Annotated in this window: 11 protein-coding genes; 3 read left to right on the top strand and 8 right to left on the bottom strand. The window is 76.1% G+C overall.

The annotated features are described in order from the left end of the window. The first annotated feature begins 11 nt into the window (after window positions 1-11). Window positions 12-1,178: an acyl-CoA dehydrogenase family protein gene (locus KMZ30_RS20360; protein WP_215514361.1), complete on the top strand. Its 1,167-nt coding sequence runs from the start codon at window positions 12-14 to the stop codon at window positions 1,176-1,178. Here KMZ30_RS20360 and KMZ30_RS20355 read toward each other — a convergent pair. After that, window positions 1,168-2,262 carry a cation diffusion facilitator family transporter gene (locus KMZ30_RS20355; protein WP_215520183.1) on the bottom strand — a complete coding sequence of 365 codons (1,095 nt, stop codon included), beginning with the start codon at window positions 2,260-2,262 and terminating at the stop codon, window positions 1,168-1,170. The genes KMZ30_RS20360 and KMZ30_RS20355 overlap by 11 nt on opposite strands. A 5-nt stretch (window positions 2,263-2,267) precedes the next feature. Next, on the bottom strand, window positions 2,268-2,615 hold the full coding sequence (locus KMZ30_RS20350; RefSeq protein ID WP_215514539.1) for an ArsR/SmtB family transcription factor: 348 nt from the start codon (window positions 2,613-2,615) through the stop codon (window positions 2,268-2,270). A 107-nt stretch (window positions 2,616-2,722) separates the two neighbouring features. Between KMZ30_RS20350 and KMZ30_RS20345 the strand changes: the two genes are divergently transcribed. After that, window positions 2,723-3,259: a phosphatase PAP2 family protein gene (locus KMZ30_RS20345; RefSeq protein ID WP_215520182.1), complete on the top strand. Its 537-nt coding sequence runs from the start codon at window positions 2,723-2,725 to the stop codon at window positions 3,257-3,259. Between the two features lie 268 nt (window positions 3,260-3,527). Beyond that, complete coding sequence (locus KMZ30_RS20340) at window positions 3,528-4,784, top strand: EAL and HDOD domain-containing protein (protein WP_215520181.1); 1,257 nt, start codon at window positions 3,528-3,530, stop codon at window positions 4,782-4,784. Here KMZ30_RS20340 and KMZ30_RS20335 read toward each other — a convergent pair. From KMZ30_RS20335 to KMZ30_RS20310, 6 genes are all read right to left on the bottom strand, one after another. Beyond that, a complete protein-coding gene (locus KMZ30_RS20335; protein ID WP_215514542.1) occupies window positions 4,763-5,236 on the bottom strand; it encodes a hypothetical protein in 474 nt (157 codons plus the stop codon). The genes KMZ30_RS20340 and KMZ30_RS20335 overlap by 22 nt on opposite strands. A 14-nt stretch (window positions 5,237-5,250) precedes the next feature. Then, window positions 5,251-8,175, bottom strand: coding sequence for a glycosyltransferase (locus KMZ30_RS20330; RefSeq protein ID WP_215514543.1), 2,925 nt, complete (start codon window positions 8,173-8,175; stop codon window positions 5,251-5,253). Continuing rightward, the gene (locus tag KMZ30_RS20325) at window positions 8,172-9,365 is read right to left on the bottom strand and encodes a glycosyltransferase family 4 protein (protein WP_215514544.1); all 1,194 of its coding nucleotides are present in this window, start codon (window positions 9,363-9,365) and stop codon (window positions 8,172-8,174) included. Before KMZ30_RS20325 ends, KMZ30_RS20330 begins: the two co-directional genes overlap by 4 nt. After that, on the bottom strand, window positions 9,362-11,155 hold the full coding sequence (locus tag KMZ30_RS20320) for an ABC transporter ATP-binding protein (RefSeq protein WP_215514545.1): 1,794 nt from the start codon (window positions 11,153-11,155) through the stop codon (window positions 9,362-9,364). Before KMZ30_RS20320 ends, KMZ30_RS20325 begins: the two co-directional genes overlap by 4 nt. Then, on the bottom strand, window positions 11,152-12,333 hold the full coding sequence (locus KMZ30_RS20315) for a glycosyltransferase family protein (RefSeq protein WP_215514546.1): 1,182 nt from the start codon (window positions 12,331-12,333) through the stop codon (window positions 11,152-11,154). The genes KMZ30_RS20320 and KMZ30_RS20315 overlap by 4 nt, the downstream gene beginning before the upstream one ends. Before the next feature lie 110 nt (window positions 12,334-12,443). Continuing rightward, window positions 12,444-12,872 (bottom strand): response regulator, encoded by a 429-nt coding sequence (locus KMZ30_RS20310; protein WP_215514547.1) that lies wholly within the window; start codon window positions 12,870-12,872, stop codon window positions 12,444-12,446. Window positions 12,873-13,312 lie beyond the last annotated feature (440 nt).

The following is a 13,312-nucleotide window of genomic DNA, read 5'->3' as shown; positions in this document are numbered from 1 at the left end:
AAGAGGCACCCATGAGCGGCAACCCCGACTTCGACACCTACCGGCTCTCGGAGGACCACGAGGCCATCCGCGAGGCCGTCCGTGCCGTCGCCGAGGACAAGATCGCGCCGTTCGCCGCGGCCGTCGACGAGGAGTCGCGCTACCCGCAGGAGGCGCACGACGCGCTCGTCGCCTCGGACTTCTTCGCCCCGCACGTGCCCGAGGAGTTCGGGGGCGTCGGTGCCGACGCGCTCGCCACCTGCCTCGTCATCGAGGAGGTCGCCCGGGTCTGCGCGTCGTCCTCGCTCATCCCGGCGGTCAACAAGCTCGGCTCGATGCCGCTGCTCCTCGCGGCCAACGACGACGTCAAGAAGCGCTACCTCACCCCGCTCGCCGCCGGAGAGTCGACGTTCTCCTACGGCCTCTCGGAGCGCGAGGCCGGCTCGGACACGGCCGCGATGAAGTGCAAGGCCGTGCGCGACGGCGACGACTGGGTGCTGAGCGGCCAGAAGTCGTGGATCACCAACGCCGGTGTCTCCGAGTACTACACGGTGCTCGCGGTGACCGACCCCGACGGCCCGCGCGGCAACAACATCACCGCGTTCGTCGTCGAGAAGTCGGACGAGGGCTTCTCGTTCGGCGAGAAGGAGCGCAAGCTCGGCATCAAGGGCAGCCCGACGCGCGAGCTGCACTTCGACCGCTGCCGCATCCCCGGCGACCGCGTCGTCGGCGAGGTCGGCGCCGGGCTCAAGATCGCCCTCGCGACCCTCGACCACACCCGCGTGACGATCGGGGCGCAGGCCGTCGGCATCGCGCAGGGCGCGCTCGACCAGGCCGTGGCGTACGTCAAGGAGCGGCAGCAGTTCGGCAAGAAGGTCGCCGAGTTCCAGGGCGTGCAGTTCATGCTCGCCGACATGGCGATGCAGCTCGAGGCCGCGCGCCAGCTCGTCTACGTCGCCGCCGCGAAGTCGGAGCGCTCCGACGCCGACCTGCCGTTCTTCGGCGCCGCGGCCAAGGCCTACGCGTCCGACGTCGCGATGCAGGTGACGACCGACGCCGTCCAGCTGCTCGGCGGCGCCGGGTACACCCGCGACTTCCCGCTCGAGCGGATGATGCGCGACGCGAAGATCACCCAGATCTACGAGGGCACCAACCAGGTCCAGCGGATCGTCATGGCCCGCCAGCTCCTCAAGGGCTGACCCGCCGTCCGGGGTTCAGCCGGCCCGGTGTGCCGGCGGCGCGGACCCGGACGGAGACGGCGCCCACGTGGGGCAGGTCGGCCCGCAGGTGCTCCTCGACGTGGGCAGCGACGGCGTCGGCCACGTCGAGCCGTGTCGTGGCGTCCACCGTCACCGAGGCCTCGACGAGGAGGGCGTGCCCCGACCAGCGCAGCCGGACGTCGTCCACGCCGTGCACCTCGTCGACGCCCGCGGCGGAGACGCGGGCGCGGCGGACGAGGTCCGGGTCGACGGCGTCGAGCAGCCGGGCGCCGACGGACCGGGCGGCCGAGCGCAGCACGCCGACGATGGCGACGCAGATGAGCAGGCCGACGACCGGGTCGGCCCAGCCCCACCCCGCGGCGACACCGCCGGCGCCGACGAGCACCGCAAGCGAGGTGAAGCCGTCGGTCCGGGCGTGCAGGCCGTCGGCGACCAGGGCCGCGGACCCGATCTGCCGTCCGACGCGGATGCGGTAGCGGGCGACCCACTCGTTGCCGACGAAGCCGACGACCGATGCGGCGGCGACCGCCCAGAGGTGGTCGACGGGCCGAGGGTCCAGCAGCCGGGCGATGCTCTCCCACGCGACGAGGACGCCGGACAGGGCGATCATCACGACGACCACGAGGCCGGCGAGGTCCTCGGCGCGACCCCATCCGTGGGTCATCCGGTCCGAGCGGCCGCGGGCGGCGAGGGCGAAGGCGAACAGCAGGGGGACGGCGGTGCCGGCGTCGACGAGGTTGTGCAGGGTGTCGCCGAGCAGCGCCACCGACCCCGACCAGGCGACCACGACGCCCTGCAGCGCCGCGGTGACGAGGAGGCCGGCGAGGCTGACCCACAGGGCCCGACGGCCGGTGGCGGTGCCCTCGACCGCGTCGTCGATGCGGTCGGCCGCGTCGTGGGAGTGACCCCCGAGCAGCTCGGAGAGCGCGTGCCGCAGCCGGGCCACCGGCGTGCCACCGTGGTCGTGGTCGTGGTCGTGGTCGTGGTCGTGGTCGTGGTCGTGGTCGCGGTCGCGGTCGTGGTCGTGGGCGTGGCCGGCGACCGCACGCGTGGTGTGGCTCATCGCGCTCATCCCTCGCTGCGGTGGTGGGCGGGCACGTTCTCGAGGAGGTGCTCGACGTGCCCTACGGTGTCGACGACGAGCTGACGCACGTGGCCGTTCTCGACCCGGTAGAGCACGGTCTGGCCCTGCCGGCGCGAGGTGACCAGACGGGCCATGCGCAGCTTGGCGAGGTGCTGGGAGACCGCGGGGACCGGCCGCTCGAGCACCTCGGCGAGCTCGCTGACCGAGCGCTCCTCGTCGAGCAGCAGCCCGGCCAGCTGCAGGCGGGTGGGGTCGGCGAGCATCCGCAGGACCTCGACGGCGAGGGTGACGACGTCTTCACCCCAGACCGGAGGTTCGATGTTTGCGTGCATGCGCAAACACTAGTGGCCGAGGCGGGCGCAGGAGGCGGTGGCCCACAGCCCCGGCACAGGTGAGCGGCCCACACTGCGGTGTCACCCCGAGAGAGGCCACCCACCCGATGCCCACCCCTTCGCCCGACGAGCGGCTCTTCGCCGCGGTCCAGTCGTTCGCCCGCTCCACACCGTGGCTGCACGGCCCGGCCGTGCTGTTCGCGACCTACGGGGTCGTGCTCTTCGCCGGGCTCGCCCTGTGGGCGCTGCTGGCGGCCCGCCGCGCGGGTGACCGCGACCTCGCCGCCGCCGGGTGGGTCGCCCTCGGCACGCTCGTCGCGGTGACGGTCAACCAGCCCGTCGCCGCGCTGTTCGGTGAGGCCCGCCCGTACGCGACGCACCCCGGTGCGCTCCTGCTCGTCCCGCGCACCTCCGACGTGTCCTTCCCGTCGGACCACGCGACGATGGCCGGGGCCGTGGCCGTCGGGCTCCTCGTCGCCGCGCCCCGGATCGGCCGGTGGGCCGTCGTGGCCGCGCTCGCGATGGCGTTGACGCGTGTCTACGTCGGCGCGCACTACCCGCAGGACGTCCTCGCCGGCCTCCTGCTCGGCGGCGTCGTGGCCGGTGCGGGGTGGCTGCTGCCCACCGGCCGCTCACCGCGGTGACCGGGTGGCTGCGCGGACGCCCGGTGGTCCGCACCGTCTTCCGGCCGGTCACGAGCGGCTGACCGGGGCGGGTCGGCCGGTCCCGACGAGGGGCCCGGGAAGGAAGTCCGGCCGATCGCTCCGTCCGGTCGGACGATCGGCTGATCCCTCCCCGGTTGGGCGGAAACGCGCTCCCGTCGCCCCGCACAATCACGGGGTCGACACAACTGGAGGACGGACCGTGCTTGTAGGGGAGCCCGCGACGTCCACGGCCGCCCCCGCGGTGGCCGTGGGACGCCAACCGATCGTCGACCGCACCGGCGCGGTGATGGGCTACGAGCTCCTGTACCGCGCCGCCCGGTCGGACGCCCCGCTGCCCTCCGGGGAGCAGATGACCGCCGACGTGGTGCTGGGTGCCCTGACCATCGGGGTCGGTCAGCTCGTCGGCGACAAGGTGATCTTCTGCAACGCCGAGCGGGGCGTGCTCACCGGCAGGACCCCGGTCACCCTCCCGCCCGCGCGCACCGTCATCGAGGTGCTCGAGACGGTGACCGTCGACGACGAGTCCGTCCAGGGGTGCCGCGACCTCGTCGCGCGCGGCTACCAGCTCGCCCTCGACGACTTCGTGTGGATCGACGGGGCCGAACGGCTGCTGGAGCTCGCGACGATCGTCAAGATCGACGTGCAGGCCCTCGGCCGGGAGGGCTCGCTCGCGCTCGCGGACCGGTGCCGGCCCTACGGCGTGCAGCTGCTGGCCGAGAAGCTCGAGACGCTCGACGACCTCGACTGGGCGATGCAGTCCGGGTTCGAGCTGTTCCAGGGCTACGCCATCGAGAAGCCGCGCGTGGTGCGCGGCCAGTCCATCCCGACGGCCGCGCTGGCCCACGTGAACCTCGCGACGACCCTGCTCACCGAGGACGTCGACCTGGACGCGCTGGAGTCGATCCTGCGCCGCGAGCCGGGGCTCGTGCTCCAGGTGCTGCAGCTGGCGTCGGTCGGTGCCAACCACGGGCTGCGGCGCGAGGTGCGCAGCATCCGCGAGGCCCTCGTCATGCTCGGCACGGTCCGGATCCGGCAGTGGGTGGCACTCACCCTGCTCTCGGGGCGGCCGGGCGCGGGCGCCGACGGCCTGGCGACGGCGCTGGTCCGGGCCCGCACCTGCGAGCTGCTCGCCGCCGAGCGCTCGGTCTGCGAGCCGGACTTCGCCTTCACCGTCGGGCTGCTGTCCGCCCTCGACCTGCTGCTCGGCGTCCCGATCGAGGACGTGGCGGGGGATGCTCGACGTGCCCACGGCCGTCGCCGACGCCGCCTTCCGCAGGACGAGCGCGGCCGGCGAGCTGGTCGCCGAGGTGGCGGTGTTCCAGCACGGCATGGGCGAGGCCTCACCCGCGCCCACCGCCGCGGACCTCGACGCCGCCGCCGCGCGCGCCTTCGCCTGGGCGATGCCCTACGTCAACGGGATGCCCTGACCCGCGTCGTGAGGGCCGATGCGGAGCGTCCGGCCCCGGACGGTCCGCCCGGTCCTCACGCGCGGACGCGGCAGTAGAGCAGCAGGTCCGCGGCGAGCGCCTCACGCGCGAGGCGCGCCAGCCGGTGCACGTCCGGCCGGTCCCGCCACGCGGCCCTGTCGGTGTCGGCGGAGGCAGCGACCGCGTCCCGCAGGTCGGCCGCGGTGGCGGTGGCGAGGGCGTGCTGCAGCCCGCGGGTCACGGTGACGACCAGCGGGCCGGGCCGGTCGGGCGGGCCCAGGGCACGGGCGCTGCGGTGGTCGGCCGCGACCTCCGCGTGCGTGCGCGCGGTGAGGAGCTCCTCGAGCCGGCTGCACCGCAGGACGGGGTCGACGCGGTCGGTGAAGACGGGGCGGGGGAAGCGCCGGGCGGGAGGTCCGTCGCCGCCGGGGTGCCCCGGTCCGGTCCCGCCGACCGCCACCCGCAGGTCGACGAGGTCGAGGGCGGCCAGGTCGTCGACGGCGGCGTAGTAGACGAACGCGGCGGGCACCGGACGACGGTGGGTCACGCGCCGGGTGCGACGGGGGTGACGGGCACGTCCGCGAGGGCGCTCGCGGCCACGAGCAGGGCGACGCGCGCCGAGTCGTTCGTCCGCATCGAGGTCCAGCCGTGGGCGATGCGGACGAGGGCGACGGCCGCGTGCATCTCGAGCACGTCCGGGCGCAGCGGGACGCCGGCGGCCTCGGTGTACCCCTGGAGGAACGGGCGGGCCGGCCCCGTGAACAGGGGCTCGGTCCCCCCGCTGGTCACCCACAGCCATGCGCACCAGTAGGCGACGTCGCGCTCGCGCTCGGCGAGCTGGAGCCGGTCGAGGTCGACGATCGCGACGTGGTCCGCGGTGGCGTGGACGTTGCGCGGCGAGAAGTCCCCGTGGCTGGGGACCAGCTCGCCGGTCTCGGTTCCCGCCCACCGTCGTTCGATGCCCTCCGCGACGACCCGGAACAGGGAGTGGACGTGCGGCCTCGCCTGCCCCTCGAGCGAGCGGACCTTCCGGTGGGTCGAGCGGACGAGGGCGCGCCGGTCGCGCACCCGGTGCAGGTCGGCTCCGCTGCCGTGCAGGGCGGCGAGCAGCCGGCCGACGTCGGCCCCACGACGGACCGAGCCGCCGAGCGCGCCGCGCACGGCGACGGCCTCGCCGGGCACCCGGGTCATCACGAGGTCACCGGACGAGGCGTCGAAGGACAGCGGCTCGGGCATCCGTGGGTGCGGTGAGCCACCGAAGGGAGAGGCCCACAGGGAGAGCATGTCGTCGTGGACGCGCGAGCCGTCCGCGCCGAGGTAGGTCTTGACCACGACCGGACGCCCCGTCGCCTCGTCGACGGCCATCCGCACCGGGCGGTCGGCGTGGCCGGTCGGGACGAGGCCGACCGGGGGAGGCGGGGGGGCGGGGCGCTCGGCGAGGAGGCGGAGCAGGGCGTCCCGCTCCTGCGGGGAGCCGTGACGGCTCTCGGCCAGGCCGGCCAGGCGGGCCAGGGCGAGGCGCTCCCACGCGAGCAGGTCGGCGGGCGCGTCGCCGTACCCGCCGAGGAAGGCGTCGACGGCCGCCTCGCCGACCTCGAGGCCGCGCCGCCCGACGACGACCTCGCGGCGCAGGTGGGCCACCATGTTGCCGACGTCGAGGCCGCGGGGGGCGAGGGCCGCGTCGTCGAGGTCGATGAGGCAGACGCCCGAGGCTCCGTCGACCGCCACGACCTGCCGGGGGTGGAGGTCGCGGTGCGACGGGACGAGCGTGCCGTCCGGCGGAGCGGCTGCGGCCTCCGCCGCGGCGACGTCACGGCAGCCGGCCGGCGCGCGGCGCAGCAGCTGGGCGCACTCGTCGGCCGAGGTCCAGCGCCGGTCGAGCGCGGCGCCGCTGTCGTGGAGCCGGCGCAGGACGCCGCCCGTCGCGGCGCACGCGTCGAGCCAGGCGTCGTCGGACAGGTCCTCCATCACGGTTCCCGGACGGAAGGACACGACGCCGACGCAGCCGTCGTCGGAGGTCGCGAGCGCCGTGGGGACGACGTCGGAGAGCCCGGCGTCGGCGAGGGCGGCCAGCCGTCGGGCGTTGCCGCGTGCGCGGGGCGACGCGAACGCCTTGACGACGACGGCCTCCCCGTCCGCGCGACGCGCGGCGAAGGTGGCCCGGCGACCCGCGACGCGGCGCAGGACCCGGCCGAGCCGCAGGCCGGCGAGCGTGTGGTCCCGGTCGGCCCGTCGCAGGGCCTCGGCCACGGCCGTGTCCTCCTCGGGGAGGTCGGCGGCCGCGGCGGCCGCGCTGCCGGGTCCGGTCGTCACCTGCTCGAGCGCCGCGAGGACGTCGCCGACCCGGGAGGCCCACGACCACTCCTCCCGCACGCGCACGGCCACCGCGGCCTCCGCCTCGCCGGCCCCGGCCGCGAGCGCGGCGCGGATGCCGAGCGCGAGGTCGGCGGGGTCCCCGGGTCGGACGAGCCGGCCGACACCGAGGCCGGCGAGCAGCGCGTGCGGCTGGCCGAGGTCCGAGGCGACGACGGGTGTGCCGGCCGCCAGGTACTCGTAGACCTTGAGCGGGGAGAACGAGAAGCCGGGCAGGTCGGGGTAGGGGGCGAGGGCGACGCCGGCGGCGCGGACCGCGTCGACGGCCTCGTCGTGGGGGAGCGCGCCGACCAGGTGCACGCGGTGGCCGACGCCGCGCGCCTCCGCCCGCGCGGCGAGCTCGTCGCGCACCGGTCCGTCCCCGACGACGACGAGGTGGACGTCCGGGTCGAGGGCGGCCAGCGCGTCGACGGCGACCTCGACCCCGTGCCAGGGACGCAGCGTGCCGGTGAACACGGCCAGCCGCGCACCCGGGGGGACGCCGAGCCGGGCCCGCACGGCACCGGGGGAGTGGGGGCGCAGGAACGGGCGCGGGTCGACGCCGTTGGCGACGGTGACGACCGGGGCGTCCGGCCCGAGCAGGGCGCGCACCTCGGCGGTCAGCTCGTCGCTGACCGGGACGACGAGGTCGGCGCCGGAGAGCACCGCGTGCTCCCGCTCGCGGGCCACGGCGACGTGGCCGAGCCCGCGCCACCGCGCCTCCTCGTGGGCGAGCAGCGCGTTGACCTCGACGACGTGCCGCGCCCCGGTGGCCCGGGCCAGCCGCAGCCCCGCGGTGCCGAAGAGCGACAGCCGCTCGTGGACGACGTCGGGAGCGAAGGCCCGGGCGACCGGCCCGCCCTCCGTCACGAAGCGCTCGACGAGGGCGAGCTTGTTGCGTTCCCGCAGCACGCCCTCGGCCCGCCCCGGGTGCGGGAGCAGGTGGGTGCGCAGCCGCGGGTGCGACGGCGGGTCACCGTGGCCGGCGACGCCGAGGAGCAGCACCTCGTGGCCGAGCGCGGCGTAGGCCTCGGCGACCGCGCGCAGGTGGAGCGCGGCACCCTTGGAGCCCGGCACCCGGACGCCCTGGTCGGTGCACAGGACGAGGACCCTCATCGCGCGACCTCCGCCCACAGCCCGAGGAGCTCGCGCCCGGAGCGGTCGGGAGCGTAGTCGGCGGCGACGAGCTCGCGCCCGGCGGCACCGAGGGCGCGCGCCGCGACGGGGTCGGACCGCAGGTCCACGATCGCCCGGGCCAGGGCCCGTGGGTCGTCCTGCGGCACGAGCCGGCCGGTGGCGCCGTCGCGGACGAGCTCGGGGATGCCGACGACGTCGGTGGAGACGACCGGCACCCCGCGGGCGAGGGCCTCGACGAGGACCGTCGGCAGCCCGTCGCGGTCGCCGTCCTCGTCGACGCGGCAGGGCAGCGCGACGAGGGAGGCCCGCGCGTAGGCGGCCTCGACACCGGCGGAGTCCATCGCCCCGTGGAACGTCACGCGGTCGCCGACCCCCAGCTCGGCGGCGAGGTCGACGAGCATCGTGCGCAGCGGTCCGTCGCCGATGACGTCGAGGCGCAGCCAGGGGTCGTCGACGGCCGCGAGGGCCACCGCGCGGACGAGGACGTCGACGCCCTTCTTCGGCACGAGCCGGCAGACGCACAGGACCGGGGCGTCGCGCCGTCCGGCGTGCACGAGGTTGGGTCGGCCGAGCGGAACGCCGTTGCGCACGAGGCGGATCCGGGCGCCCGGGAGGGAGCGACCGAGGTGGTCGACGTTGTACTCCGACACGGTGACCACGGCGGCGACACCCTCCAGGCGCCCGCCGAGGGCGTCGACGTTCTGCACGTGGAAGACGTCCTTGGCGTGCGCGGTCACGGTCACTGGGACGCCCGTGACCCGCGAGGCGACGGCGGCGACCTCGGCGGCCGCCGTCGCGAAGTGGGCGTGGAGGACGTCGGGACGCTCGGCGAGCACGCGCTCGGCGACGAGGAGGCCGTGGGCCAGGCGGCGCCGCGCGCTGCGGTCCCCGGCCGACGACAGCCGGCGGGCCCGACGGACCTCGCGGACGACGGCACGCGGTCGTCGCAGCCCGAGGCGGGCGGCGGGGCCGACCCATCCCGCGCGGCGCGGGAGGTAGCGCGCGACGGCCCGCACCTGCCCCACCTCGGCGTGGCGCGGCCCGTCCTCGGGGGGCATGAGGCTGTCGACGAGGACCTCGGTGCCGAGCTCCTCGAGGGTGGCGAGCTCCCGGACGACGAAGGTCTCGCTGAGCCGCGGGTAGCGCTTGAGGACGTAGAGGACCTTCACGACCGACCCCCCGCCGCACGCCGCTGCGCGAGGTCCGTCACCGGGCGGTCGGCCGGGCCGGAGAGCCTCCGGACGACCGAGGCGTCGACGTCGTCGGGGGAGCCGACCCGCACGAGCCGGCCGCGGTCGAGGACGGCGACCGCGTCGGCGGACCGGATCGTCGAGAGGCGGTGGGCGATGAGCAGGGTCGTCCGGTCCTCGGGCAGGTTGGACAGCGCCTCCATGACGAGCTCCTCGGTGTGGACGTCGAGCGCCGAGGTCGGCTCGTCGAGGACGAGGACCGGCGCGTCGCGCAGGATCGCGCGGGCGATGGCGAGCCGCTGCCGCTGGCCCCCGGAGAGCGTGGCCCCGCGCTCGCCGACCGGGGTGTCGAGGCCGTCGGGCAGGCGGGCGGCGAACTCGTCGACGAGCGCGAGCCGGGCGGCCCGGTGCACGGCCGCGTCGCTGGCGTCGACGTCGCCGAGCCGGATGTTGTCGCGCAGCGTCCCGCGCATCACGAGGCAGTCCTGGAGCACGACGGCCACCTGCGAGCGCAGGTCGGCGAGCGCCCGGCGGCGCACGTCGACGAAGTCGAGGTGGACCGCGCCGGAGGTGGGGTCGACGAGCCGGGGGACGAGCGAGGCCAGGCTCGTCTTGCCGGCGCCGGTCGGCCCGACGAGGGCGAGGGTCTGGCCCGGCTCCACCTCGAGCGAGACGCCGTCGAGCACGGTCGTGCTGCCGTAGCGCAGCGTCACGTCGGAGAACTCCAGGTGCCCGCGGGCCCGTCGGGGGCGGACCGGCTGCGCCGGCTCGGCGACGTCGGGCAGCTCGGCGAGCACCTCCTCGATGCGCTCCGCGGCCGCGGCCCCCTTGGCGAGCGAGGTGCTGAGCCGCGAGAGCGCCTTGAGCGGCTTGTAGAGCGAGCCGAGGTAGGAGACGAAGACGAGGAGCATGCCGAGGGTGATCTCGCCCGAGAGGACCCGGGAGGTGCCCACCCAGAGCACCATGGCGGCCGAGCCGGCGGCGGTGAGGTCGACGAGCGGGCTGAACCGGGCCTGGATGCGGGCGGACTCGAGCCCGGCGCGCAGGCTCTCGCCCGTCAGCCGGTCGAAGGTGCTGCGCTGGGTCGGCTCCAGGCCGAGCGACTGCACGAGCGGCATCACCGCGAGGCTCTCGGACGCGGCGGCGGCGACGACGCCGTCGGCGGCGCGGGCCTCGCGGCTGCTGCGCTTGAGCCGGACGGTCGAGCGGTGGACGGTCCACGCGAGCACCGGGGCGAGCACGAGCGCGACGAGGGCGAACACGACGTCCATCGCGACCATGACGACGAACATCCCGACGACGAGCATGACGTTCGGGCCGATGACGGCGAGCGACTGCACGAGCATGTCCTGGGTGCGGTCGACGTCGCTCGTCACGCGGTTGGCGAGGTCCCCGACGCGCGAGCGGCCGTGGAAGGCCAGCGAGAGCCGGTGCAGGTGCGTGAAGACGGTGCCGCGCAGGTCGGCCGCGAGCCGCAGCCCGGCCGACGCGAGGACGCGCGTCGACCAGTAGTCGAGGACCGCGGCGAGCGCGACGACGACGAGCAGCGCGACGGCCGAGAGCGCCGCGACGGCCATCGGGTCGGTGAGGCCGAGGACCGGACGGGGGTCCTCGGCGAGCGCGTGGTCGACGACGAGCCGCAGCGGCCACGGCTCGGCCAGCCGCACGACCACCTCGAGCACCGCGAGCAGCGCCCCGAGGGCGAGCAGGCGACGGTAGGGGCGCACGTGCCCGGAGAAGCGGCGCAGCACCGCGAGGACCCCGCTCATCGCACGGCCACCCGGGCGGGCGCGGTGGCGGCACCCGCGTGGGCGAGCACCCGGGCCGCGACGCGCGCGGCGCCGTCGACGTCGAGACCGCTGCGGGCGAGGTCCCACCCGGTCTGCAGCCGGGGGCGGTCGAGGAGCCAGCTCACCTCGTCCGGGCCGGCCCCGGGGTCGAGGACGTCGGCCAGCCCGAGGCAGGCCAGGCGTCCCGCGCGGATGGCCTGCTCGCGCCGGGGCGCGCGGCGCGGCACGAGCAGCGGGCGCAGGCCCGAGACGACGGCCTCGTAGACGGAGTTGTAGCCGACCATCTGGACGCTGGCCGAGGCCTCGGCGTAGAGCGCCGTGCAGTCGTCGCGCGGCGCGACGACCTCGACCCGGTCGGGGACCGACCAGCCCGCCGCGGGGCCACGGACGACGACCACGCGCTCGTAGCGGGGCGTGGCGGCGACGGCCTCGAGCACCGAGGTGAGCACGTCGCCGTCGCCGCCACCACCGGCCGTGACGAGGACCGTTCCCCCGGTCGCCGGGGCGAGGGGCCGGGGTGGCGCGACGGGCGCGGTGACGATGCCGCAGTAGACCGGGCGCACCGGCAGGCCGTACTCGGCGACGTGGTCGCAGAGCGAGGGCGACCCGTACACGAGCACCTCGTCGACCCAGCGTCCGGCGCCCGACCAGTCCGGGCCCTCGATCTCGGCGCGGACGGCGGCGGGGGTGTCGAGGATGTCGCGCAGCCCGAGCAGGACGGTGGCACCACCGCGGCGAGCGGCGGCCACGGCCGGCCGCAGCTCCCCCTCGATGCCGAGGGGGTGGCGGTCGACGAGCAGCACGTCGGGCCGGACCTCCTCGACGACCCGCGCGAAGACCCGGGCGCGCTCGCGGAGGGTGCCGGCGAGGTCGCCGCTGCGGGTCACGTAGCGGCCGGTGGCGTCCTTGGTGACGGCCGGGACGCGGACGACGCGGACGCCGTCGGCGCCCAGCCACGCGTGCCGGCTGGCCAGACCGGTGACGAGGGTGACGTCCGCCGACGGGGCGAGGGCGCGGACGGCGGCGGCGATGCGCGAGTTGCGCCGGGCGTGGCCCAGGCCGAACCCGTCGTGCGAGACGAGGACGACACGTGGAGCCCGCTCCGACCTTCGCAGCAGGGGGGACGCCTCCGGCCGGCTCGGGCTCCACGTGTCCATGCGCGGAACCGTAGGTTCGCCCGCCGTTCACCCGCCATTGGCCCTTGGCCCACCCCCACCTGTCCGGAGGTACTAGTCCCCGGGCGGTGACGCCCGGTCGCGCGGGCGGCTCAGGAGGGGTGTCCGGGCAGGTCGGGGCCGTCCGGACCCGCCGTCACCTCACGGATGGTCCGGACGAGGATCCGGGTCGCCCGAGGCGTGGCGACCATCCCGGACGCCCCCGCCTCCCGCGCGGAGCGACGCAGGGCGGCATCGTCGAAGGCGCTGGTCAGCAGCACCCTCGGGGCGCGGGGCCGCCTCGTCAGGTCCCGGCACAGGTCCAGGCCGGAGCCGTCGGGGAGCCGCACCGCGACCACGACCACGTCCGGGGCGAGGCCGTCCACCGACCGGCGTGCGGCCTCGGCACCCGTGCACTCCCCGACGAGGACGAGGCCGGGCTCGGCGGCCAGGAGCGCCCGCAGCTGCTCGCGCACGAGCGGGTGCGGCTCGACGATGAGGACGCGCAGCGGGCGGGCCGCCGGAGGGTACGCGTCGGTCACGAGGGGCGTCCTTCCTGCAGGCGCCGACGCCTGTCGGGCACAACGTAGCTCGGTGGATGGTCGAGGCCGGACGTCGGGACCAGGGGGCGTCCGTGAAGGTCGTCACTCCGTCCGGACGGACGGTCCAGGGGTTGTCCGTCCGGGCAGGAGGGACCCCGCGGACGAGGGGTCCCGAGCCGGCTCACCCGGGCCGCGCGGCACAGGGCGGCGCCCCGCCGGTGCAGGGGAACCAGCGGGGCGCCAGGGGGGATTCTGGCACGGGACCTGGTGGTCGACAGGACCGGGGGACGGTGGCTGTCGAAGGTTGCGTGCCGCCGGGTCAGTGCTGGAACTGGGCGACGAGGGTCTGGAGCTGGGTGCTCATGCGGGCGAGCTCGAGGGAGGCGCTCTGGCTGTCGGCGGCGGAGCCGCTGGTGACCTGGGCGGTGTCGGCGACGATG

Source organism: Phycicoccus mangrovi (genome assembly GCF_018729305.1).
Lineage (GTDB): Bacteria > Actinomycetota > Actinomycetes > Actinomycetales > Dermatophilaceae > Phycicoccus > Phycicoccus jejuensis.
Note: the sequence above shows the minus strand (reverse complement) of the source record. Positions and strands in the feature narration are given on the sequence as shown.

Excerpts from the sequence above, each read along its gene's own strand:
- KMZ30_RS20360 (WP_215514361.1), top strand. The coding sequence starts at position 12 with ATGAGCGGCAACCCCGACTTCGACACCTACCGGCTCTCGGAGGACCAC.
- KMZ30_RS20355 (WP_215520183.1), bottom strand. The coding sequence starts at position 2,262 with ATGAGCCACACCACGCGTGCGGTCGCCGGCCACGCCCACGACCACGAC.
- KMZ30_RS20350 (WP_215514539.1), bottom strand. The coding sequence starts at position 2,615 with ATGCACGCAAACATCGAACCTCCGGTCTGGGGTGAAGACGTCGTCACC.
- KMZ30_RS20345 (WP_215520182.1), top strand. The coding sequence starts at position 2,723 with ATGCCCACCCCTTCGCCCGACGAGCGGCTCTTCGCCGCGGTCCAGTCG.
- KMZ30_RS20330 (WP_215514543.1), bottom strand. The coding sequence starts at position 8,175 with ATGAGGGTCCTCGTCCTGTGCACCGACCAGGGCGTCCGGGTGCCGGGC.
- KMZ30_RS20320 (WP_215514545.1), bottom strand. The coding sequence starts at position 11,155 with ATGAGCGGGGTCCTCGCGGTGCTGCGCCGCTTCTCCGGGCACGTGCGC.
- KMZ30_RS20315 (WP_215514546.1), bottom strand. The coding sequence starts at position 12,333 with ATGGACACGTGGAGCCCGAGCCGGCCGGAGGCGTCCCCCCTGCTGCGA.